The sequence below is a fragment of the Stenotrophomonas sp. PA-6-5C genome (assembly GCF_021605635.1).
GTDB lineage: Bacteria > Pseudomonadota > Gammaproteobacteria > Xanthomonadales > Xanthomonadaceae > Stenotrophomonas > Stenotrophomonas lactitubi.
Genome location: NZ_WKEE01000033.1, coordinates 14,736 through 37,552, shown reverse-complemented (window position 1 = coordinate 37,552; position 22,817 = coordinate 14,736). Strand labels below are relative to the sequence as shown.

Genomic DNA, 22,817 nt, shown 5'->3' with positions numbered 1-22,817 from the left:
CCGCGCGTGTTCACCGGATCGTGCGGCGGTTACCCGGCCGGCACGGCCCTGCAGGCAATCTCGCCGATGCCGGCAAACCGCACCAGCGCCGTCTGTCCCACGGTGATGTCATGGATGCCGGTGGCGTTGCCGGTGGCGATCAGGTCGCCGCGCCGCAACGGCCGGCCGCGCAGTGCCGAACGGGACAGCGCGAACGCGTACGCCGCGCGAAGGCCACCGGGCAGGCGGGTCGCTCCGCCGGTGCCGACCACCTCGCCCTCGATCAGGGTTTCGGCGCGCAGGTCGGTCTCGTCGCGGGCGGTCCAGTCGGCGATCTCCGGCCCCAGCACCAGGCCATTGTTGTTGCCGAAGTCGGACACCACCACGCGTGGGCCGAGTTGGTTGATCGTCGCCAGCGGGCTGCTGGCCACTTCCACGCCGATGTACAGGCGCGCCGGCAGCGCTTCGGCCTGCTCGGGTGACCAGTGCAGCTGCGCGGCTGGAGCGTCCTCCAACAGCTCCAGCACGTACTCGGCCTCGACCGCGCCGAAGCCGCCGACGAACACCGGGATGTCCACTGTTCCACCGGTAGCATTTTTCAGCTGACGCGAGAAAACCGGGCCCAGCAGGCGGTCGTCGCCGGATGCATCGCGGCGCTCGGCGGCGATGTAGCCGACCTTCCAGCCGACCACGTGGTCATCCCAGCTGGCGATGGCCAGATCCTGCACCTGGTAGGCAGCCACCAGGTCAGGCGGGACAAGGCCCGGGAAGCCTGGCAGGGCCTGGCCGGCGCGGCGCGCGGTGGTGAAGGCGTGGGCGATCGCGGCCGCATCGTCCGGCGGCGGCGTCTGCCCATGTATGCCGTGTTCGTTGCTCAAGAACGGTCTCCCTCTGGCGTTGTTGCACTGCCCATCGACAGCGTCTGCAGGAGGTGTATATGGTAAACCGGTGTCATCGTGCAAGCCGCAGCGCATCACGAGCGCTTGCCGGTGACCTCGGCCACTCTGTTGCCTCCCCGTTGGAGCCCTGTCCACCATGCGTTTTTCACGTGTCCCGTTGTTGCTGACCGGCCTGCTGTTGGCCATCACTGCGTCCGCCGTCGATGCGCCGCTGCGCGCGGGCGAGCGGCTGGGCAAAGAGCTGGCTGGTGAACAGATACCCCTGTGGCCGGCCGGACAGGTGCCCGGCGAGACCGGTACTGCGCGGCCGGCGCGCGTGGTCGAGCGCAGCGATGATCCGGCCCATCCCGATCGCTTCATCGACCAGGTCGATGCGCCCTACCTGCTGGTGCACACACCGGCCCACGGCAACGGCCGCGCGCTGCTGGTGATTCCCGGTGGCGGCTACCAGCGCGTGGTGATCGACAAGGAGGACAGCGCGCTGGTGCCGGAGTGGGTGGACCGTGCCGGCTACACCCTGTTCGTGCTGCGCTACCGCCTGCCGCAGGCCGGCCGCGATCGCCAGGCCGCGCTGGCAGACGCACAGCGCGCACTGCGCGTGGTGCGCGACCAGGCCGCACGGCGCAGGCTGGATGCCGACAGCGTGTCGGTGATGGGCTTCTCCGCCGGTGGCCACGTCGCCGCACGGCTGGCCACCAGCTTCGATGCGGCCGTCTACCCCCCGCGCGATGCCATCGACCGCCTCAGCGCGCGTCCCGCCCGCGCGGTGCTGATGTATCCGGTGATCGACATGGGCCCGCATGCACACAGCGGCTCACGCGGACGTCTGCTGGGCGGGCAGGCCGATGCGGCGCTGGCTGCGCAGTATTCGATGCAGCAGCACGTACGCGCGGACATGCCGCCGACGCTGCTGATCCACGCCAACGACGACCGCGTGGTCAGCGTGCACAACAGCGAAGTGATGGCGCAGGCGCTGGCCAAGGCGGGCGTCGAGCACGAACTGCATCTGTTCGCCCACGGCGGCCATGGCTTCGGCATGCGCATGCCACCCGATTCGACGTTGGCGGTGTGGCCGTTGCTGGCACAACGCTGGCTGCAGGCAACGGAGGCGGCACATTGAACCAAGCCGATACCAACCTGCAGCGCCGTCGTTTCCTGCTCGACAGCGCACGCTGGGCGCTGGCCACCGCTACCCTCGCAGCACTTCCAGTATCCGCGACGCCTGGACCACGCGATGACACGGAGATCGTTGCGCGCGTCCGTGGCGGCCGCGTGCGTGGCCAGCGCGAGCACGGCGTGCACGTGTTCCGTGGCCTGCGTTATGGCGCGGACACCTCCGCCTACCGTTTCCAGCCACCGCGCCGCGAGACGGCTTGGCGTGGCATCGCCGACGCGCTGGAATACGCCGCCTCTGCGCCCCAGACCGGAGCGGACGGACCGGGCAGCGAAGATTGCCTGTTCCTCAACGTATGGACGCCAGCGCTCGGCGACGGCGGCAAGCGGCCGATCCTGGTCTACCTGCATGGTGGCGGCTTCAACAACGGTTCCGGCAGCGACCCGCTGTACGACGGCAGCGCGCTGTGCCGGCGCGGCGACGTGGTGGTGGTCACCGTCAATCATCGCCTGAACACCTTCGGCTACCTGTACCTGGGCGCGCTGGGCGATCCGCGTTATGCGGCCTCCGGCAACGTCGGCCAGCTCGATCTGGTGCAGGCGTTGCAGTGGGTGCGGGAGCACGCCGCGGTGTTCGGTGGCGATGCCGGCAACATCACCGTGTTCGGGCAGTCCGGTGGCGGCGCCAAGATCGCCACGCTGATGGCGATGCCCGCAGCGAAGGGCCTGTTCCAGCGCGCGTGGACGATGAGCGGGCAGCAGGTCACCGCGGCCGGTCCACGTGCCGCAGCGCAACGCGCTTCGATTGCGATGGACGCCGTGGGCGCGCGCGACCTGCAGGCACTGCTGCGCCTGCCGACGGCCGACCTGCTGGCCGCCACCCGCGCACGCGATCCTTCGCGGGTGGAAAGCAGCGCGCTGTATTTCGGCCCGGTGCTGGATGACGTGGTGCTGCCGGTGCATCCGTTCTGGCCACAGGCACCGGCGCAGTCCGCGTCGATTCCGATGGTGATCGGCAACACCCGCGACGAGACGCGCGCGTTTCTTGGCAACGACCCGGCCAACTTCAGCCTGACCTGGGAGAGTCTGCCGGCGCAGCTGCAGAAGCAGCAGTTCGTCGATCTGCTGCCCTCGGTGGTGATCGCAGAATATCGACGCCTGTATCCGCACTACACGCCGTCAGAGGTGTTCTTCGCCGCCACTACGGCCGGTCGTTCATGGCGTGGTGCAGTGGAAGAACTGGAGGCGCGCGCCAGGCAGACATCGGGTGCAGCACCGACCTGGGCCTACCAGCTCGATTGGCCGTCACCGGTGGAAGAGGGACGCCTGCGCGCGTTCCACACGCTGGATATTCCGCTGGTGTTCGACAACGCCGGTCTGCGCGGCGCACGCACCGGCGGTGGTGGAGACGCCAAGGCACTGGCGGCGACGATGAGCGATGCCCTGATTGCGTTTGCGCGCTCCGGTGATCCGAATCACGCAGGAATGTCGCAATGGGCCCCCTATTCACTGCCACAACGGCAGACGATGGTGTTCGATCGTCACAGCCGCATGGTTGACGATCCACGCGCAGGAGAGCGCGCGCTCTATGCAAAAGTGCCGTTCGTGCAGCGCGGCACGCAGTGATGACACCGCGATGCAAACATTCTGTTAACCCGCCTCGGCTAGAGTCGGTTCATGGAAGCGATGTTCACGCCACCGCCGTTTACCGGCCGCGAACGCTTGATTGCAGGGATCGACGGCGCCGTCTGCCTGGTTGATCCGAAGGCGATCACCGATGCACTGCAACGGGTGCTGCGCGAGGCCATCATCGATCCGCTGATCGAACTGCCCCCCTGCGTACGTCGTCCGGTGGATGGCCATTACGCACGCCGTGAACTGCATCGCAGCCCTACGCTGGGCTACAGCGTGATCGCGATGTGCTGGGGCCCGGGGCAGGGCACGCCACTGCACGACCACGATGCGATGTGGTGCGTGGAGGGCGTCTGGCAGGGCGAGCTGATCGTGACCCCGTATGCGTTGCTGGAACAGCGTGGCGAGCGTCACCGCTTCGCCGCGCAGGACACGCTGTACGGGCACCGCGGCAGCGCCGGCAGCCTGATCCCGCCGCACGAGTACCACACGCTGCGCAACGCCAGCGACGAGGACATAGCCGTATCCGTCCACGTCTACCAGGGCGTGATGGAGCGCAGCGCGGTGTTCGATCCGCTGGATGACGGCTGGTACCAGCGCCGGGTGAAGGTGATGGAGACCGAAGCGTCCTGAGCGCGTTCCGCCGGGCATGGCCCGGCGCTACCGATGAATCGGTTGCCCACAAGCCCTGGTAGCGCCGGGCCATGCCCGGCGGAACGCGGAATTCATCGCGGCACGTCCACCACGTTGTTGAGCCGCGTCACTTCCTCACCGCCATCGGCCAGCGCAACGCGCACGCGCAGGCCACTTCGATCACCAGCCGGCAACGGCAACGACACCGCCGTCGTCTTCGGCAACAGGTCAGTCGGTGCAGCCATCGCCGGCACTTCGGTGCGTGCGATCTCGCGGCCCCGCGCGTCTTCCAGCACGGCCACGCCCACGCCGCTGGCCACATGCCCAAGGCCGTGTACCGTCACGTGTACCTGGCGCCCGTCCATCCGCACATCACCACGGCCCACGCCCAGATCCGGACGCGTTTCCACCGGCGTCCCCGCAGACACGCGCTCGAACTCGAATACTTCGGTGCGACCGGGTTGGAACTGCATCGGTACCGAAGCACTCGTTTCCAGCTGCACCACGCGCTCGCGCGGCGTACCGTCGATGCGACCATCGCCGTTGGCATCCACGCCACTGCGCACGCGCCAGGTACCGCTGCCCACGTTCCAACCGGTCATGTCAGCGGCGATCACGCGCGAACCGAGGTTATGGCTGGTGACCGTGAAGCGCTCGCGCGATGGCGCATGCACCAGCAGCGCCACCTGTTCGGCGGCGCCCTCACGATCGAAGCGCCAGCTGACGGTGTGCCCGGGCCAGCTCTGGTTGCGCTTCAGGGCGATGCCGCCCAGCCGCGCACGCTGCAGGAACTCGCTCGGCGCTTCCACCCGGTCGGACCACCAATGGCCTTCGGTGTTCATGTACGCACGTTGCACCTTGGCCTGCAGACCATCGGCATGCAGCGCATCGATGTACTTGCGGTCGCCGCTGGCCTGCCAGGCCATCAGGCTGGCAAAGCCGGTCTTCCCGGCATCGGCCTCGGCGGTCAGCAGCGGGTACCAGTCCTGTTGCCGGCCGAGCGCCTCCACGTAGTTCTCGCCGAGGTTGGCCAGAGCACCGGGCCCGCCGCGCTGCACGCGGTAGTCCAGCGCCTGCAGGTACTTCGCATCGCCGGTCCAGCGCCATGCCGCCCAGAACGTGTGCATGGTGTCGCCGCTGCCGGAGCCGTTGTTGAGTTCGCCGCCGCGGGTCGCACCCGTGGCCCAGTTGATCTCGTTGGGCAGGGTGAAGCGGCCCTTGTCGTCGCTGCCGGCGTGGGCCAGATAGCCATCGGCCAGGCCGATCACCAGCCGGCGCCCGGTCGCGTCGGCGTTGTACTGGCCCAGCAGGAAGGCCGGATGCAGCACCGGGAACGAATACGGCTTCTGCCACTGCCAGTTCGGTTCACGATAGACCTTGTTGCCACCGAACCAGTTGCTGGAGAACAGCAGATGGCCCTGCGGGTTGCGCAGGATGATGCGCTCGTCGAACGCCTTCACCGTTTCCATCAGGCGCTCCAGGGTCAGTGGATCACCCCAGTTGAGGTAGAGCATCGCGCTGTTGGTGTTGATGCCCTCCTCGTAGGCATGCAGCTCGTCGGTCTCGATGGTGCTGAGGCCATTGCTGAACATGCCATTGCGGTACACCGCATCGGACAATGCGGTCAGCGAGGCATTCAGGCGGTCCGGCTGCACGCCCATCAGGGCCAGCCCCGGCCATTGCTGGGTCAGGTCGGAATCGTCGGAGATGCCACCACCGAAATCGCCGTAGGCCACCTGCCGCTGATCGATCCACCAGTCGACGAACTGCCGCACCTGGGCCAGGTCCTGCACCTGGTGGAACGCCCACGCCGGTACGCCCTTGGGCACCTCCGGCGCGGTGTACGGCGGTCGCCCCTGGCTGTTGTAGCTGATGTAGTTCCAGTACAACCGGCCCAGTTCGTGGTCCGGGTCGACCCGCAGCAGGTCGCTCAGGTCCGCGTATACGCGCGCATACAGGCGCTGGCGCTTGGAGGTGGTGTGTTCCTCCACCAGGAAGCCCCAGTTGTCGCGCACCTGGTTGAAGCGGTCGGCCACGTGCTCCTTGATCGCCTCGGCGCGTGGCTTGAACACCAGCCGCACCTGCGCACCGTCGAGTGCCTTGGCGTCGAAGCCGGGCGCAGCCGAGGCGATGCTCAGCCACAGGCTGTCGGGCGTAAGGATGCGGTCGCGCAGGTCCAGCCACAACGTTCGCTTCTGCCCGGGCTGCACCGAGACCGAAACATCGATCATGTCGCGTGCCGGCCAGATCGGATCCTTGATGCGGATGTTCAGCGGGATCAGCCCATCGTGCGTAGCCAGCAGGTCCAGCGCGGGGATGTCGATGGCCACGCCGTCCAGGCCGTCATGCATGTTCTCCCAGCTGTAGGCCCAGCTGCGGATCAACGGCTGGTTGGCCGGCGCATCGCCCACGCCGGAGGGAATCAGCACATGCACGATCGGTTTCGGCTGGGCCGGCAGCGTGTCGGCACTGCGGCGTCGTGAGCCTGCACCCTTCGGCAGCGCCATCACTGTGCTGCGTTCGGCCAGCGGATAGCGCCCGTCGATGTAGCGGCGCAGGGTATCCAGGTTGGTGTAGTCGGGCAGCGCCTGGCTGTCGATGACATAGGTCTGTTTGACCGTGCCATCGGGCTCGGCGCCTTCGCGCACGTCATACGCCCAGATCTCCTGGATCGGCGTTTCCTGTTCAACGTTGCTGAAACGCAGCACGCCCCCGGTCTGTGCCGGAATGTCGTCGACGCTGCGCACCACACCTCGCGCACGCGTCGCCAGCACCTGCGTGGCGTGCGCGGCATCGCGGCCATGGGCCAGCGTGCCGAACGCCGCACCGCGGATCTCCACGCGGTTGACGGTCTCGCCGGCCGGCACGGTTAAATCCAGGTGCTGGCCGCTTTCCACATAGGTGTTCCAGTCCGGCAACTGGAAGTAGTCGTTGCGGCCTGGCAGCCGCGAGCGATTGTAGACACCCGGCCAGGTGGTCTCGGCGATGCCGTCGGTAGCCTTCCACATCCACGCCTTCATATCGCGGGTATCGGCAAATTCGATCTTGCGGATGCGCGTGCTGGTTGCGGTCAATGCCGGTGGCGGTGCGCCGTCCCAGCCGAAGCGATGGCGCCAGGCGCGGTCATCGCCGGCGCTGGCAACAGCACTGGTGACGGCCTTGCCACGCGCGAGCGCACTGACGGCCGCAGCATCAAGCATGCGGTCGTACACGCGGATGTGCTGGAAATCGCTGCCACGCAGGAAGTTGTAGCGGCTCTGCACCTGGTAGGGCGCCATCACCCGTCCGGCCAGGCCGAGCTGGTCCAGCGCCGCGTCGTAGTCCCCCGTTGCCCGTGCGCGCGCCACCTCGCGGCCATCGACGAACAGGCGCACGCCCAGGTCTTCATCCCAGGCGAAGGCCAGGTGCAGCCACTGGTCCGCGCGCGGCGGCGTGTCCATGCGGAACGACACGCGCGTGCGGGCGAGGTTGGCATCGGTGACGAACGCATCGAAGCCGTGCCCGTTCCAGTCGATGCGCAGCCAGGCCATGTCCCAGCTGCTGTGGTCGGCATAGCCGACGCGGAAGATCACGAACGGTGCTTCGCCCACCGCATAGCGCGCGCGCCAGTCGAAGGCGAGGGTGCCGCGCTGGGCGAGGATGTTACCGGGCGCATCCCAGGCCAGCACACCGTCGTCCTGCCATTGGATTGCCTTGCCGCGCGCTCCGTCGTCGACGATGTCGACCTTGTCGCGGAAGTTCGGCACCGCCTCACCCTGCGCCACCACGGCCTCAAGGCCTTTGCCGGCATCGACATGGAACAGCAGCGTGGGCGCATCGGTGGCGGCCATCGCGGGGCCGGCAGCCAGGGCCACTGCGAGTTGCAGGCAGCGGGACAGGGTCGAGCGGTGCGGCATCAGGCGTTTCCTTTCAACGGGCGACGGCCGGCGGGGGCCGCCGGACCGTAGCAAGGCCACGCCGCGACGGCACCTTGCGGCGCAGCAGCGATCGTGGCGAACGACGGCGTGCCGGGTGGCACGCCGTCGGCGTTGCTCAGAACTTGTAGCGCAGCCCCAGCAGGTACTGGCGGCCGGTCTCGGTGTACTGCAGCGGCAGGCGACCGGTCAGCGGCGAGTACACCCACTCGTCGGAGGCTTCGTTGGTCAGGTTGATGCCTTCCAGGCTCAGTTCCAGCTGGTCGCTGATCTTGTAGCGGATGGACGCATCGAACACCGTGGTACCGGTCATGCCGTGGTAGCCGTCGAGGTTGAAGCCGGTTTCCTGGCCTGGTGCCTGGGTCAGGTAGTCATCGCGGTTGGTGGCCGAGATGCGCCCCGCGAATTTCTCGCCTTCATAGAACAGCGTGGCGTTCCACGACGACTTCGACAGGCCGGTCAGGTCGGTCTTCATCACCGGTTGCCCGGCCGCGTTGATGTACTGGATCTTCGATTCCACCCAGGTGTAGTTCAACTGCACGCCCAGGTTGGCCCACTTGCCCGGCAGGAAGGTGAAGGGCTGGGTGTAGTTGGCTTCCACGCCGTGCAGTTCGCCGCCCGGGGTGTTGACCGGCTTGCTGTAGGTGAAGTCATCGGTGGCCGAGGCGCCGGTGCCGACCAGCAGCGAGGCCGGCAGGCCGCTGTCGCTGTACGGACGCACTTCGCGGGTGGTCTGCACGAAGCTCTCGATGTCCTTGTAGAACAGGCCGATGCCCGCCATTGCGCCTTCGGCGAAGTACCACTCGAAGCCGAGGTCGACATTGGTCGCACGGATCGGATCCAGCACTGGGTTGCCACTGGAGATGGTGCGTGCGCCACCGGCCACCGCCACCGTCGCGCCCGGCGTCAGGCTGCCCAGCCCCGGACGGCTCATCACCTTGGCCGCACCCAGCCGGATCAGGAAGTCCGGGGTGACCTCAGCCACCAGGTTGAACGAGGGCAGGGTGTCGTCGTAGGTGCGGCTGACCGTGGTTTCGACGGTGCCGTTGGCCAGCGTCGACTGCCCGGTGGACGACTGCTTGGTGCGCACGTAGCGCACGCCGAAGTTGCCCGACAACGGCAGCGAGCCCAGTTCGGTGGAGAACTCGCCCATCAGGTAGGCGCCACGGTCCTTCTCTTCGACGCTGCGCACGTTGTTGGCGCGCGGGGCAACGGCGAAGGTGCCGCTGTTGCTGTAGATGTCCAGCTGTTCGGCGATCGCATCCAGGTCCGGCACGACCCAGTTCGACGGACTGCCGCTGATGCCCTTCAGTCCGGCCTGCTCGGTCAGGTCCGCGGGCACGATCTTGCTGCCGCCGGCGAAGTTGGGCACGGCCAGTTCGCTGGCGCGGCGCAGTTCGACGGTCTTGAACGTGTAGTCCTTGGCCAGCACGCCGCCCTTCAGTCGGAAGCCCGGGCTGATGTTCCAGTTGAAGTCGATCTGGCCGGTATCGAAGTCGTTGTCCACGTACTGCGGACGCAGGCGGATCTCGGCCAGTTCCCAGCCATTGGGATCGGTCGGGTCGATGCCGTAGTTGAGCACGGGTGCACGGCTGTTGCCGCGGTAGTCGTAGCTGTAACCCTTGACGTCGTACTTGTCCATGATGACCGTGGTCTGCACCGGATTCTCGTGCTTGGAGCGCGAGATGCCGAGCTTGCCGGACAGGGTGAAGTCATCGCCGAAGCGGTGCTGGCCGTTCAGCGCGATCTGCTTGAACTCGGTGCTCCACTCGTCGTGGCGGTTCTCGGTGCGGATGTCGACGTTGTCGAATTCGCCGTAGAGCAGTGCGTTGTCGCGGATCTCGCCATTCTTGACGATGGTGGCCGGCTTGCCGGACAGGCGTGCGTTCGCGTTGGCGCCGCGACTGAAGGAGATCGCTTCGATGTAGTGCTCGTCGCGCGTCGCATCGATCTTCGAGTACAGCGCATCCAGCGAGATCTCGGTGGCGTCGTTCGGCTTCCACTGCAGCGAACCGGTTACGCCCAGCCGCTTCTGTTCGTGTTCCATCTGCACATAGCGCGGGAAGCGCGGATGGAACACGTTGGCGCCACGCGCGGCGGCGAACGGCGAGGATGCGGCGAAGTTGCCGTTGCTCGGGCCGTTGGCCCAGCGGCCGGTGTTGGAGCCTTCCTCCAGCGCCTGGCGCTCGGAATAGGCCACCGACAGCAGTGCGCCGAAGGTGCCATCGGCGAACGTGTTGGAAACCAGCGCGGCGATGCGCGGGTCGGCCTTCTCGGCCATCGCGTTGTAGCTGGCCTGGCCACTGGCGGCGAAAGTGAAGCCGTCGTAGTCGAACGGACGCGCGGTGCGCAGATCGACGGTGGCGCCCAGCGAGCCCTCCTCGACGTCGGCCGAGGCGGTCTTGCGCACCAGCAGCTGCGAGAACAGGTCCGAGGCGAACACGTTGAAGTCGAAGCCACGGCCGCGGTTGGTGCCGCCGCTCTGGTCACCGGCGCCGACCGTGGTCAGCGCTTCCATGCCGTTGATGCGCACGCGGGTGAATTCCGGGCCGAGGCCACGCACCGAGATGTTGCGGCCTTCGCCGGCCTCACGGGTGATGACCACGCCGGGGATGCGCTGCAGCGACTCGGCCAGGTTCAGGTCGGGGAACTTGCCGATGTCCTCGGCAACGATGGCATCGACCACGCCGGCTTCGCCGCGCTTGATGTCCAGCGCCTTCTCCACGCTGGCGCGGTAGCCGGTGACGGTGACCGTATCCAGGTCGGTGGCGTTCGGGTTGGCGCTCTGCTGCTGCGCGCCGGCGTTGCCTGCCAGGGCCAGTGCTACGGCCAACGCGAGCAAGGTAACCGGTGTCTTTTTTTCATGGTTCCGAGAATGCATGCCTTTCCCCTCTCCCAAAGGTCTGGTATCGCGGCTGTTTCAGCGTGATGACACCGCTGGTCAGGCCGGACGTTAACAGCACGTTCCCGATCCGGCATCTTGCACCGCAACAGATCTGAAATGTCTCCAAGACGCTTGCAGGACAATGCTTCCAACAGTTTGGTAGGCTTAGGGCAAGGCCGGGCGGGATTGAAATGACACCGCTAGCCAATTCCACGCCCCACGCGTGGTCCACTACCACGCCGCCCAGTGTCACATGCGGGCGGCACGCGTGAAGGAGCAGAAATGGGTCGTATCGTGTGTTTCGGGGAATTGCTGCTGCGCCTGGGTGCACCCGGTCGCGAACTGCTGCTGCAATCGCCGCAGCTGCAGGTGCACGTCGGCGGCGCCGAGGCGAACGTGGCTGTCTCGCTGTCCCGTTTTGGACATGACGTGGCCATGGTCAGCACCGTCGCCGGCAACGCGCTCGGCGCGCATGCGCTGGCCGAACTGCGCCGGCATGGCGTCGATACGCGCGGCGTGCGCGAGGATGCCGAGGGCCGCATGGGCCTGTATTTCCTGACCACCGGCGCGGTGCAACGGGCCAGTGAAGTGGTCTATGACCGTGCCGATTCCGCATTCGCCAACAGCACTGCCGCCGACTACGACTGGCCGGCGCTGCTGCAGGGCGCGCAGTGGCTGCACCTGTCCGGGGTCAGCCCGGCGCTGGGTCCGGACGTGGCCCAGGCCACGCTGGCCGCAGCGCGCGCCGCCCGTGCGCTGGGCGTGCGTGTGTCCTTCGATGGCAACTTCCGGCCGAAGCTGTGGCAACGTTGGGGCGGCGATGCGCAGGCGATCCTGCACGAACTGTTCGCGCAGGCCGACATCGTCTTTGCCGATTACCGCGATATCGAAGTCATCCTCGGCCAGCGCTTCGAACAGGCCGACGTGGTCGCGCGCGTGGAAGCGGCGGCCGCAGCGGCATTCGACGCATTCCCGCAGCTGCAGTGGCTGGCCTGCACCCAGCGGCAGACGCTGAGCGTGGACCACCATGCGCTGGGCGCGCTGCTGCTGCGCCGCGATGGCACCCGCGCACAGGCACCGGTACGCCAGCTGCAGGGCATTGTCGACCGCATCGGCGGTGGTGATGCCTTCGCGGCAGGGATCCTGCATGGCATCCTGTCCGCCTTCGATGCCGACGCCACCGTGCGCTTCGGCCTGGCCGCCGGGGGCCTGAAGCACTCCATTCCCGGCGATTTCAATCCCGTCAGCGAAGCTGATGTGTTGGCCCTGATGGGCGAGGAGCGATTCGATGTCCGGCGCTGATCCACGCGTTCGTGCGGTACTGAAACTGGCACCGGTGATTCCGGTGTTCACCCCCGATGACATCGACGATGCGGTGCAGGTCGCGCAGGCGCTGTTCCGTGGTGGCCTGCCGGTGATCGAGGTGACCCTGCGCACGCCGCGTGCACTGGAAGCCATCAAGGCAATGGTCGAAGCGGTACCGGATGCGGTGATCGGTGCCGGTACCGTGCTCGATGCCGCACAGATGCAGGCCGTGAAGGAAGCCGGCGGCCGCTTCGCGGTGTCGCCCGGGGCGACGCCACGGCTGTATGCCGCCGCACGCGATGCCGATCTGCCCTACCTGCCGGGTGTGGCTACCGGTTCGGAGCTGATCGTCGGCCTGGAACATGGCCTGGATACCTTCAAGTTCTTCCCCGCCGTGCAGGCCGGGGGTGCGGCGATGCTGTCGGCATGGCACGGCCCGTTCGCTGATGTGCGCTTCTGTCCGACCGGCGGCATCAGCGCGCAGACCGCGAGCCAGTTCCTGCACCTGCCCAACGTGCTGTGCGTGGGCGGCTCCTGGCTGACCACCGCCGCGCTGATGCAGACCCGCGACTGGGACAGCGTCGAGCGCCTGGCGCGCGAAGCCGCGGTGCTGGCGGGCTGATCCCTCGGCCCCTGCTGGAGCCGGGCACAGGCCCGGCGCCAGCGCATCCGCTCAAGCGCGTGGCGTACCCAGGCGCCGGTACAGAGTGCTGCGGTTGATCCCCAGCCGCTTGGCCGCCGCACTGACGTTGCCCCGGCACTCGGCCAGCGCCTGGCGCATGGCCGCCTCGGCGATCTCCTCCAGCACTCCGCTGGCAGGCAGTGCTGGCGCGGCCGTCGTGCCAGCACGTACGTCCGCCGGCAGCAGCTGCGGCTCCACCGCTTGACCCGGCTCAGCCAGGGCGGCCAGCGTGCGCAGGCAGGCGCTCAGCTGGCGCAGGTTGCCGGGCCAGGCATGGGCCACCAGTGCCGCGCGCGTCTGCGCAGACAACACATGGCCGTGTCCCAGCTGCTGCCACAGCGCATCCACCACGGCAGCCCGATCAGGATGCTGCCGCAGCGGTGCCAGGGTCACCACGTGGTCGGCGATGCGGTAATACAGATCCGCACGGAAGCGGCCTGCATCCACCGCCTGCGGCAGTTCGCAGTGACTGGCGCAGACCAGCGCGAAATCCAGTTTCACCGGCTTGCCGCCACCCAGCGGTGACAGCTCGCGCTCCTGCAGCACGCGCAGCAGACGCGGTTGCAGCGCCAACGGCATGTCGCCGATCTCATCGAGGAACAACGTACCGCCCTCGGCCTGCCGCAGCAGGCCTGGGCTGCCCTGGCGGCGCGCGCCGGTGAACGCACCGTCCTCGTAGCCGAACAGTTCTGCTTCGATCAGTCCCTCCGGCAGCGCCGCGCAGTTCACCGCGACGAAGGGCTTTCCGGCACGCGTGCTGCGTGCGTGCAGTTCGCGCGCGAAGACTTCCTTGCCGGTGCCGGTCTCGCCCTGCAGCAGCACCGGCAATCCGGCCTGCAGCACACGTCCTGCATTGGCCAGCTGTTGCTGCTGCGCGGTATCGAACAGTGGACCCTGCGCATGGGCCGACGCCTGCGCAGCCGCCACCGGCGTGGCCACACTGCGTCGCGACGCGCGTGCTTCGCGCACGCCGTACAAACGACGACCCTGGCGATCAAGCAGCACGCCGTCATCGGCCAGCCGCGACAGCGGCTGTTCGAACAAAGCTTCGTACGGCGTGCGGCCGATATCCTGCCGATCGAGCCCGAACAGCGCCAGCCCGGCACGATTGGCCGCGATCAAGCGTCCGCCGCGGAAGCCGAGCACGCCCTCGCGCGCACTGCCGAGCAGCGCGGGTTGATGATGCAGGCGCAGCAGCTCGCAGTCGGCCAGGCCGTCGGCGAAACCGCGGTGCTCGATCTGCGCTACCGCCTGCCGCACCAGTGCCAGTGCATGCAGGTGCGGCAACCGCGCATCACCGGATACGTCGAGCACACCCAGGCACTGCCCGTAGGGATCGAGGATCGGCACCGCCGAACAGGTGAGGATGCCGTGCGGGGCGAAGTAGTGTTCGCCGCCACGCACCTGCAGCGCGCGTCCGTCCACCAGCGCGGTGCCGATCGCGTTGGTGCCGACCGTGCCTTCGTCCCAGCGCATGCCGGGCATCAGCGCGACACGACCGGCCTTGTCGAGGAAACCGGTGTTGCCTTCGGCGTCGAGGATCCAGCCGTCTTCATCGGTCAGCAGCACGATGCTGCCGCTGTGGGTCATTTCCGCCGCCAGTCCCTCCAGCTCCGGGCGCGCCTGTCGCCACAGGCGCTCGCGGCGCTGGCGCAGCTCGCGCAGGCGGTGGTCGGTCAGCGGTTCGGCGCTCGGCTGCGCATCCACCAGCAGGCCGTGCCGCTGGCAGCGCTGCCAGGAATGCAGGATCGCCTCGGGCACCGCGCCGACCGGGGCAGCGCCGCGCTCGAAGAAACTGCGCCGGGCACTGCCCAAGCGGGGATCGGGAGCAAGCGGGGACACCGACAGCCTCCTGTGTCGCACATTGCGACAGTTGTTGCGGGACCTGTCCCGATTAACAGCACACCCCGCGCCGGCCTGCAACGGCCACACCTGCTGCACTGCGGCAGCCTGCGCGACACGATGACCGATGGCCGGGCGATGAAGGCGTGATGCAGCGCAGCAGGCCAGGGTTGGCATCGTCCTTGCGCCTGTGGATGCACCACGCCCACCACAGGAGCCGCCATGAACGCCGTACCGTCCACCCGCCCGCATGCCACCGATCCGCGCTCCCTGTTCAAGCCGCGCTATGGCAACTACATCGGTGGCGAATGGATCGCGCCGCGCAGCGGACAGTACTTCGACAACATCTCGCCGGTGAACGGCCGGGTGTTCACTGAAGTGGCCCGCTCCAACGCCGAGGATATCGACGCCGCACTCGATGCCGCGCACGCCGCCAAGGATGCCTGGGGCCGCACATCGGCCGCACACCGTGCACTGCTGCTCAACCGCATCGCCGATCGCATCGAACAGAACCTGGAACTGCTGGCCCACGCCGAGACCTGGGACAACGGCAAGCCGATCCGCGAGACGCTCAACGCCGACGTGCCGCTGATGGCCGACCACTTCCGCTACTTCGCCGGTTGCCTGCGCGCGCAGGAAGGCAGCCTGTCGCAGATCGACGACGACACCGTGGCCTACCATTTCCACGAACCGCTGGGCGTGGTCGGGCAGATCATTCCGTGGAACTTCCCGCTGCTGATGGCGGCCTGGAAACTGGCGCCGGCACTGGCCGCCGGCAACTGCGTGGTGCTCAAGCCGGCCGAGCAGACCCCGGCATCGATCCTGGTGCTGATGGAAGTGATCGGCGACCTGCTGCCGCCGGGCGTGCTCAACGTGGTCAACGGCTTCGGCCTGGAGGCGGGCAAGCCGCTGGCCAGCAGCCCGCGTATCGCCAAGATCGCCTTCACCGGCGAGACCTCCACCGGCCGCCTGATCATGCAGTACGCCAGCCAGAACCTGATTCCGGTGACGCTGGAACTGGGCGGCAAATCGCCGAACCTGTTCTTCGCCGACGTGATGGCCGAGGACGATGATTTCCTCGACAAGGCGGTGGAAGGCTTCGTCATGTTCGCCTTCAACCAGGGCGAGGTCTGCACCTGCCCGTCGCGCGCGCTGGTGCAGGAATCGATCTACGAACGCTTCATGGAACGCGTGCTGGAACGCGTGGCAGCGATCCGGCAGGGCAATCCGCTGGACCCGAACACCATGGTGGGGGCGCAGGCATCGGGCGAACAGCTGGAGAAGATCCTGTCCTACATCGCCATCGGCCGCGAGGAAGGCGCCGAGGTGCTGATCGGTGGCGGCAAGGCCGCGCTCGGTGGTGATCTGACCGGCGGCTTCTATGTGCAGCCGACCGTGTTCAAGGGTCACAACGGCATGCGTGTGTTCCAGGAGGAGATCTTCGGGCCGGTGGTGTCGGTGACCACGTTCAAGACCGAAGAAGAAGCATTGCAGATTGCCAACGACACGCTGTACGGGCTGGGTGCCGGTGTCTGGAGCCGCGATGCCGCGCGCCTGTACCGGGTGGGCCGCGCGATCCAGGCCGGGCGGGTATGGACCAACTGCTATCACGCCTACCCGGCACACGCCGCGTTCGGCGGCTACAAGCAGTCGGGCATCGGCCGCGAGAACCACCGGATGATGCTCGACCACTACCAGCAGACCAAGAACCTGCTGGTCAGCTACGCACCGAAGAAGCTCGGCTTCTTCTGAGGATTGATCGGGATCAAGGCGCGGGCATGGGGCCAGCGCCATCCTGTCTGCAAGCGCACTACGGAGAAGCACGCATGAACAGAACCATGAAGGCCGCCGTCGTCCGTGAGTTCGGCAAGCCGCTGGTCATCGAAGAAGTCGTGGTACCGCGCCCGGGGGCGGGCGAGGTGCTGGTCAAGATCGAGGCCTGTGGCGTCTGCCACACCGACCTGCACGCCGCCGAGGGCGACTGGCCGGTGAGACCGAACCCGCCGTTCATCCCCGGCCACGAGGGCGTGGGGCACGTCGTGGCCGTGGGAGGCGGGGTAGGGCACATCAAGGAAGGTGACAGGGTCGGCATCCCCTGGTTGTACTCGGCGTGTGGCCATTGCGAACACTGCCTGGGGGGCTGGGAAACGCTGTGCGAAACGCAGCGCAATACCGGCTACTCGGTCAACGGCGGCTTCGCCGAGTACGCACTGGCCGATGCCAACTATGTCGGCCTGCTTCCGAAGGAAGTGGGCTTCGTGGAGATCGCGCCGGTGCTGTGCGCGGGCGTCACCGTGTACAAGGGCCTGAAGGTCACCGACACCAAGCCCGGTGACTGGGTGGCGATCTCCGGCATCGGCGGCCTCGGCCACATGGCCGTGCAGTACGCCAGCGCGATGGGCCTGAACGTTGCAGCCGTGGACGTGGACGACGCCAAACTGGCGCTGGCCAGGCGCCTGGGCGCGCAGGTCACCGTCAACGCGCGCACCACCGATCCGGCTGCGTTCCTGAAGAAGGAGATCGGCGGCGCGCATGGTGCGCTGGTCACCGCGGTTTCGCCGAAGGCCTTCGAACAGGCGCTGGGGATGGTCCGTCGCGGCGGCACGGTCTCGCTCAACGGCCTGCCACCGGGCAACTTCCCGCTGGACATCTTCGGCATGGTGCTCAACGGCGTCACCGTGCGCGGTTCGATCGTCGGCACCCGCCTGGACCTGCAGGAATCGCTGCGGTTCGCCGCCGAAGGCAAGGTCGCCGCCACGGTCAGCACCGACCGCCTGGAGAACGTCAACGATGTGTTCGCGCGCATGCACGCGGGCACCATCGAAGGCCGCGTGGTGATCGACTTCGCTGCCTGACCCCCTGTGCATGGCCGCCGTGTCCGTTTCCCTCTCCCACGGGCACGGCGGCCATGCCGATCTGCCGACAGCGCCGGGCAGCCTGGCGGCCGTACAATGCGCGCATGCCCGCCACGCTCAAGACCATCTTTCTCTCCCTGCTCGCCCTGATCGGCGCGTTGCTCGCGCTGACCCTGGTCAGCAGTGCGGCAGGCTGGCTGCCATCGCTGCTGGGCCTGACGCCGGGAAGCGAGGCACAGCTCGGTTGGGACCTGGCATTCACCGTGCTCGGCGGTATCGCCGCCATTGCCTTTGCCACCTACTACGCGCCGTGCTGGCCACGCGCGCATGGCACCTCGATCTGGTCGTTGCTGGTGCTCGGCGCGGGCTATGGCCTGTGGGTGATGGGGGGCGATTTTCCGCGCTGGTTCGTCATCGGCCTGCTGGTTTCACTGCCGGTGCAGTTGTTGCTGGGCTGGTGGTTAGGCCGCCGCGCGTCGCGCGATCCGCGCTGAGCGCGCACGGTCAATACTGGCCGCTTCTGCTTCAACGCGTCGATGCCCGTATACGGGTAGTGCCGGCCGCTGGCCGGCAACCTCGATGATCCTGCAGCTGCCGGCCAGCGGCCGGCATTACCGCTGCAGCGTCGGCAGCGTCTGCTTCAGCGTGTCGATGCCCTGCCACGGATCCGCCTTCAAGCGCTTCGCCCGTGCCAACGCCTTGTCCATCGGAAACGCATCGGCAGCGTTCACCCGCGCCAGTTCCTCCCAGCGCAGTGGCACCGCCACGCCCGCGCTCTCGCGCGCACGCAGCGACCACGAACACACGCTGGTCGCACCGCGTGTATTGCGCAGCCAGTCGATGAAGATCACCCCGCTGCGCTTGGCCTTGCTCATCGTCGCCACGTAGCGGTCCGGCGCCTGTTCGGCCATCGCCTGCGCGAACGCTTCGCAGAACGCTTTCGCGTCCTCCCAGTCTGCCTTCGGCTGCAATGGCACCACCACATGCACGCCCTTGCCACCGGACAACCGCACGAAGCTCTGCAGCCCGGTTTCCTGCAGCCGATCGCGCACATCACGCGCGCCGCGCTTGACGTCGGCCCAGCTCACGCCCTCACCTGGATCAAGATCGAACACCAGCCTGTCGGGATGCTCGGGATCGGCCACCGTCGCCCCCCAGGGATGCAGCTCCAGGGTGTTCATCTGCACCAATTGCAGCAGCCCGCGTTCGTCATCGATGTAGACGTAGTCCTCGCGCCCGCTCTTCTGCTGCAGCGGCACTGCATGCACGGCGTCGCCCAGGCCCTGGCCGTGGTGCTTCTGGAAGAAACAGGCTTTGCCCACGCCATCGGGACAGCGCAGCAGCGACAGCGGTCGTCCACTGATTTCCGGCAGGATCCAGCGTGCCATCTGCCGGTAGTAGTCGGCGACGTCACCCTTGCTGAGCTTCTTCTTCGCAAATACCACGCGCTCGGGATGGGTGATGGCAACGTCGTCGCCGTCATCGGCCGGTGCTGCACTCATCGCCAGGTCCTCTTTCTTCTTGTCGCTGCGCAGTCGCTTGAAGCTGGCCTGGCGCAGCAATCCTTCCTTGCCCCAGCCGCGGAACGCGACCTCGGCCACCGTCACCGGCTTCACCCAGCGCACGCTGGCCGCACGGAAGGGGACATGCGACGGCAGCTGCAGCACCGCGGCCTTCACCGCCAGCGGCGCCAGCGTGGCCGACAGCGCGCGCAGGCTCTCATCGTCGAAGCCGGTACCGACCCGACCGACATAGCGCAGGCCGCCCTTGTCCGGCGTGGCCAGCAGCAGCGAGCCGAATCCCACCCGCGAGCCTTTTGGCGCGGTGTGGCCGATGATCAGGAATTCATCGGTGTCCTCGTGCTTCACCTTCACCCAGCTGCGTGCGCGGGTGTTCACATAGGGCGCGTCGATCTGCTTGCTGACGATGCCTTCGAAGCCCGCCTTGCCGCTGGCGTCGAACACCGCCGGGCCGTGGTCGACGACGTGCTCGCTGAAGGCCAGCGTGCCAACTGCATCGCCGATCAGCTCTTTCAGCAGTGCCTTGCGTTGCAGCAGCGGCGCGCGGCTGATATCGACCCCGGCCACGCCCGGCAGATCGAACACGATGTAGCGCAGCGGTTGTTTCGAGCTGCCGTCGATGACCCGCTGCAGCGCGGCGAAGTCGCTGCGGCCGTTGTCATCCAGCACCACCAGTTCCCCATCCAGGCGCGCATCGCTTACCGGCAGCGCCTGTACGGCCTGCACCACCTCGGGAAAATCCGCCGTCCAGTCCAGCCCATTGCGCGAGCGCAGTTTCACCTCGCCCTCGTGCAGATCGGCCAGCAGCCGGTAGCCATCCCACTTGATCTCGTGCAGCCAACGCTCGCCGTCCGGTGCGCTGTCGCGATGATCAGTGAGCTGGGGTTTGAACTGGCGCGGGTAGCTCTTGTCACGCGCCCCATCCAGCTTCAGCGCACGCGAATGCCAGCGTGCATCGGCCTTGCGTGGATGTGCGGTACGCGGCGCTGGCGCCGCCTTCTTCGCAGAGGCGCGGGGCGCCTTCGCAGATCTGGGTGCTGGTGCGTGCAGCAGATCGTCCGCTTCGGCATCCCGTGCCTGCTCGTCGTCGCGCTTGATCAGCAGCCACTGCACCTGGCGCCCCTTCATCGCCGTGCGCACCAGCTTCCAGCCACCCGCCAGACGCTGCCCATGCAGCACGAAGTCGATCTTGCCGGCCGCCAGCGCCTGCAGCGGATCGCCTTCGCAGGCCCAGCTGCCGTGGTCGAATACGTCGACGTGACCAGCGCCGTAGTGTCCTTCCGGAATGTCACCTTCGAAGCCGGCATAGGACAGCGGATGGTCTTCCACCTCCACCGCCAGGCGCTTCTCACCCACCCGCAGCGACGGCCCCTTCGGCACCGCCCAGCTCTTCAGCACGCCATCCATTTCCAGGCGGAAATCGTAGTGGCGGCTGCTGGCGTGGTGCAGTTGAACCACGAAGATCGGCCGTCGCTTCGGGTTGCCCCGTGCAGGCGTTTCATCCGGCTCGGGGGTCTGCCCGCTGCCTCCGCCCAGCCGACGCTTGCGCCGGTACTGATGCAACGACATGGCTCAACCTGCCTTGCGTCGCGCGACGGTTTTCTTTGCAGCCTTCTTCGCCGGGGCCTTTTTTGCCGGTGTCTTCTTCGCCGCTGCCTTCCTTGCCGGAGCCTTGCCCGCGGCCACCTTCTTCGCCGGCGTTCGCTTGTTGGCATCCAGGCTCTTCTGCAGCAGCGACATGAAGTCCACCACGTTGGTGCTGGCATCTTCGCGCGGTGCCGGCTCGTCTTCTACCTTGGTCGTGCCGCCCTTAGACTTGATGCGCTTGTTCAGCACCTGCTGCAGGCGTTCGCGGAATTCATCGTGGTACTGCGACGGATCCCAGTCGCCGGCCATCGACTCGATCAGCTGCTCGGCCATCGCCGTTTCCTTGCTGGTGATGCGGTAATCGGCGAGCTTTCCACTGGGCAGCGTGTAGTCGTCAGGCTCGACCAGTTCCTGTGGATAACGCAGGATCATCAGCACCAGTGCGTCACCGTTGGGCATCACCGCGCACAGGTACTCGCGCGTGCGCACCACCACCCGGGCGATACCGACCTTGCCAGTGCTGCGCAGCGTTTCCCGCAGCAGCACGTAGCCTTTCTCGGCCTTTTTACCCGGCACCAGCAGATAGGGCTTCTCGTAGTAGCGCGGATCGATCTGGCTGGCGTCGACGAAGGTTTCCACCTCCACCGTTTCATGGCTTTCCGGCGCCGCCGAACGGATATCGTCTTCCTCCAGCACAACGTAGCTGCCCTTGTCGTACTCGAAGGCTTTGACGATGTCCTTCCACGGCACTTCTTCGCCGGTATCGGCGTTGACCCGTTCGAAGCGGATCGGTTTGCGGTCGCGCGAGTCCAGCATGCGGAAGTGCAGGTCGACCTTGCGCTCACCGGACATCAACGAGACCGGTACGTTGAGCAGGCCGAAGGAAAGCGTACCGGTCCAGATCGGGCGGGCCATGATGCGCACCTGGGTTTCAGCAGGGGTAGCCAGCTTCGGCCGGCTACCGTGAAACAACCGTGTCGGCAACGTGCACGCCGTGCGGGTAGTGCCGCTGGCCGGCATCCCCAGGCTTCAAGGCGCTGCCGGCGAGCGGCCGGCACTACTGCAGCAGTGGCCTCACCGCGGCGGCAGGGATGTGGTCCAGCGCGCGCCAGGCATCTTCCACCACCGGCTGCGCCTGTGCCCAGTTCAGGCGCGACTGTCCACGCATCTGGTCCCAGTGCTCGGCCAGTTCGCCACTGGTATCGGCCTCACCGCCACGCGGCCAATCAGCGGCATGGGTGGTCAGTGCGAAGGCATACACCGGGCACAGATCGCGCCAGTTGCGATGCCCCTGTCCGCGGCGTTCCTCGTAGTCGCTCAGCATGTACTGCAGGTAATCCTGCGCCACCGCTTGGGGATCCTCCATGCGGCGCGTCCGGCGCTGCGTGCTGCGCTGGCCCAGCGGATCCAGCAGGGCGTTGAACACGGACGGGGCGGGGCGTTCAAGACGGGGCATGGCCGGCTCCTGCAGCAGGGCGGGTGGGCAGGAATACGCGCGGTGCCGTTATCCAGTCGTGACAAAGATGTTCATGACGCCAGGTTCGCAGTGGCTTTACCTCGTCCGCGCTGTAGTGGAGGCCTACCGGAGGAATGCCCCATGACCACCACCCGTGCCCCCCTGCGTGAGAACCACACCCCCGAGCCGGGCGAGCAGCGCGGCAAACACGATCTGGCCGACGCCGAGGACCGCGGTGCGGGCATGTCGACACCAGACGAGGGCGCGTTGCCTGTCGTACGTCGTCCTGAACAGGCCGCTCAGGACCGCAAGGACTGCGGTGATCGCAACCGCGGTGGCCAGGAAAGCCCGCTGAAGCGGCGCGAGCGCAAGCAGCATGCCAGCGACAACCAGGACGAGGCGCTGGAAGAAACCTTCCCGGCCAGCGATCCGACCTCGCCGTTCGTGCCGGCCAAGGCCCCGGATTGACGGATAGTGCCGGCCGCTGGCCGGCAACCCCCAAGTCCAGCACGGAGC

At 67.3% G+C, this 22,817-nt stretch carries 16 protein-coding genes; 9 read left to right on the top strand and 7 right to left on the bottom strand.

Going from position 1 to position 22,817, the window contains the following annotated elements; all coding sequences use genetic code 11:
• Positions 1-29: 29 nt before the first annotated feature.
• Positions 30-839 (bottom strand): 2-keto-4-pentenoate hydratase, encoded by an 810-nt coding sequence (locus GIW57_RS14590; RefSeq protein ID WP_202908236.1) that lies wholly within the window; start codon positions 837-839, stop codon positions 30-32.
• Between the two features lie 175 nt (positions 840-1,014).
• On the opposite strand from GIW57_RS14590, the gene GIW57_RS14585 reads away from it, so the two are divergent.
• From GIW57_RS14585 to GIW57_RS14575, 3 genes are read left to right on the top strand one after another with little or no spacing between them, the layout of a single operon-like run.
• The gene (locus GIW57_RS14585) at positions 1,015-1,998 is read left to right on the top strand and encodes an alpha/beta hydrolase (protein WP_100461724.1); all 984 of its coding nucleotides are present in this window, start codon (positions 1,015-1,017) and stop codon (positions 1,996-1,998) included.
• A complete protein-coding gene (locus GIW57_RS14580) occupies positions 1,995-3,617 on the top strand; it encodes a carboxylesterase/lipase family protein (protein ID WP_236511716.1) in 1,623 nt (540 codons plus the stop codon). The genes GIW57_RS14585 and GIW57_RS14580 overlap by 4 nt, the downstream gene beginning before the upstream one ends.
• 51 nt (positions 3,618-3,668) lie before the next feature.
• Positions 3,669-4,256 carry a cysteine dioxygenase family protein gene (locus GIW57_RS14575; protein WP_099819440.1) on the top strand — a complete coding sequence of 196 codons (588 nt, stop codon included), beginning with the start codon at positions 3,669-3,671 and terminating at the stop codon, positions 4,254-4,256.
• A gap of 92 nt (positions 4,257-4,348) precedes the next feature.
• Here GIW57_RS14575 and GIW57_RS14570 read toward each other — a convergent pair whose 3' ends face one another.
• Together GIW57_RS14570 and GIW57_RS14565 are read right to left on the bottom strand one after the other, a co-directional pair.
• A complete protein-coding gene (locus GIW57_RS14570) occupies positions 4,349-8,152 on the bottom strand; it encodes a LamG domain-containing protein (RefSeq protein ID WP_236511714.1) in 3,804 nt (1,267 codons plus the stop codon).
• Between the two features lie 136 nt (positions 8,153-8,288).
• Positions 8,289-11,051 carry a TonB-dependent receptor gene (locus GIW57_RS14565; protein WP_100461721.1) on the bottom strand — a complete coding sequence of 921 codons (2,763 nt, stop codon included), beginning with the start codon at positions 11,049-11,051 and terminating at the stop codon, positions 8,289-8,291.
• Between the two features lie 285 nt (positions 11,052-11,336).
• On the opposite strand from GIW57_RS14565, the gene GIW57_RS14560 reads away from it, so the two are divergent.
• The gene (locus GIW57_RS14560; protein ID WP_100461720.1) at positions 11,337-12,356 is read left to right on the top strand and encodes a sugar kinase; all 1,020 of its coding nucleotides are present in this window, start codon (positions 11,337-11,339) and stop codon (positions 12,354-12,356) included.
• On the top strand, positions 12,343-12,981 hold the full coding sequence (gene eda, locus GIW57_RS14555) for a bifunctional 4-hydroxy-2-oxoglutarate aldolase/2-dehydro-3-deoxy-phosphogluconate aldolase (RefSeq protein ID WP_100461719.1): 639 nt from the start codon (positions 12,343-12,345) through the stop codon (positions 12,979-12,981). Before GIW57_RS14560 ends, eda begins: the two co-directional genes overlap by 14 nt.
• Positions 12,982-13,032: 51 nt before the next feature.
• Here the strand turns inward: eda and GIW57_RS14550 are convergent, their stop codons facing one another.
• Positions 13,033-14,883: a sigma-54-dependent Fis family transcriptional regulator gene (locus GIW57_RS14550; RefSeq protein WP_236511712.1), complete on the bottom strand. Its 1,851-nt coding sequence runs from the start codon at positions 14,881-14,883 to the stop codon at positions 13,033-13,035.
• A gap of 222 nt (positions 14,884-15,105) precedes the next feature.
• Between GIW57_RS14550 and adh the strand changes: the two genes are divergently transcribed.
• The 3 genes from adh to GIW57_RS14535 all read left to right on the top strand — a co-directional run bounded on the left by adh (position 15,106) and on the right by GIW57_RS14535 (position 18,232).
• On the top strand, positions 15,106-16,635 hold the full coding sequence (gene adh / locus GIW57_RS14545; RefSeq protein WP_236511710.1) for an aldehyde dehydrogenase: 1,530 nt from the start codon (positions 15,106-15,108) through the stop codon (positions 16,633-16,635).
• 74 nt (positions 16,636-16,709) lie between these two features.
• The gene (gene adhP, locus GIW57_RS14540; RefSeq protein ID WP_236511708.1) at positions 16,710-17,738 is read left to right on the top strand and encodes an alcohol dehydrogenase AdhP; all 1,029 of its coding nucleotides are present in this window, start codon (positions 16,710-16,712) and stop codon (positions 17,736-17,738) included.
• Between the two features lie 104 nt (positions 17,739-17,842).
• Positions 17,843-18,232 (top strand): hypothetical protein, encoded by a 390-nt coding sequence (locus GIW57_RS14535; RefSeq protein WP_100462708.1) that lies wholly within the window; start codon positions 17,843-17,845, stop codon positions 18,230-18,232.
• A 117-nt stretch (positions 18,233-18,349) separates the two neighbouring features.
• Here GIW57_RS14535 and ligD read toward each other — a convergent pair whose 3' ends face one another.
• The 3 genes from ligD to GIW57_RS14520 all read right to left on the bottom strand — a co-directional run bounded on the left by ligD (position 18,350) and on the right by GIW57_RS14520 (position 22,301).
• On the bottom strand, positions 18,350-20,827 hold the full coding sequence (ligD, locus tag GIW57_RS14530) for a DNA ligase D (RefSeq protein WP_236511706.1): 2,478 nt from the start codon (positions 20,825-20,827) through the stop codon (positions 18,350-18,352).
• A gap of 3 nt (positions 20,828-20,830) precedes the next feature.
• On the bottom strand, positions 20,831-21,760 hold the full coding sequence (locus GIW57_RS14525; RefSeq protein ID WP_236511704.1) for a Ku protein: 930 nt from the start codon (positions 21,758-21,760) through the stop codon (positions 20,831-20,833).
• Positions 21,761-21,902: 142 nt separating this feature from the next.
• The gene (locus GIW57_RS14520; protein WP_100461714.1) at positions 21,903-22,301 is read right to left on the bottom strand and encodes a hypothetical protein; all 399 of its coding nucleotides are present in this window, start codon (positions 22,299-22,301) and stop codon (positions 21,903-21,905) included.
• Positions 22,302-22,442: 141 nt separating this feature from the next.
• Here GIW57_RS14520 and GIW57_RS14515 point away from each other — a divergent pair, with 141 nt between their 5' ends.
• On the top strand, positions 22,443-22,769 hold the full coding sequence (locus GIW57_RS14515) for a hypothetical protein (protein ID WP_236511702.1): 327 nt from the start codon (positions 22,443-22,445) through the stop codon (positions 22,767-22,769).
• Positions 22,770-22,817 lie beyond the last annotated feature (48 nt).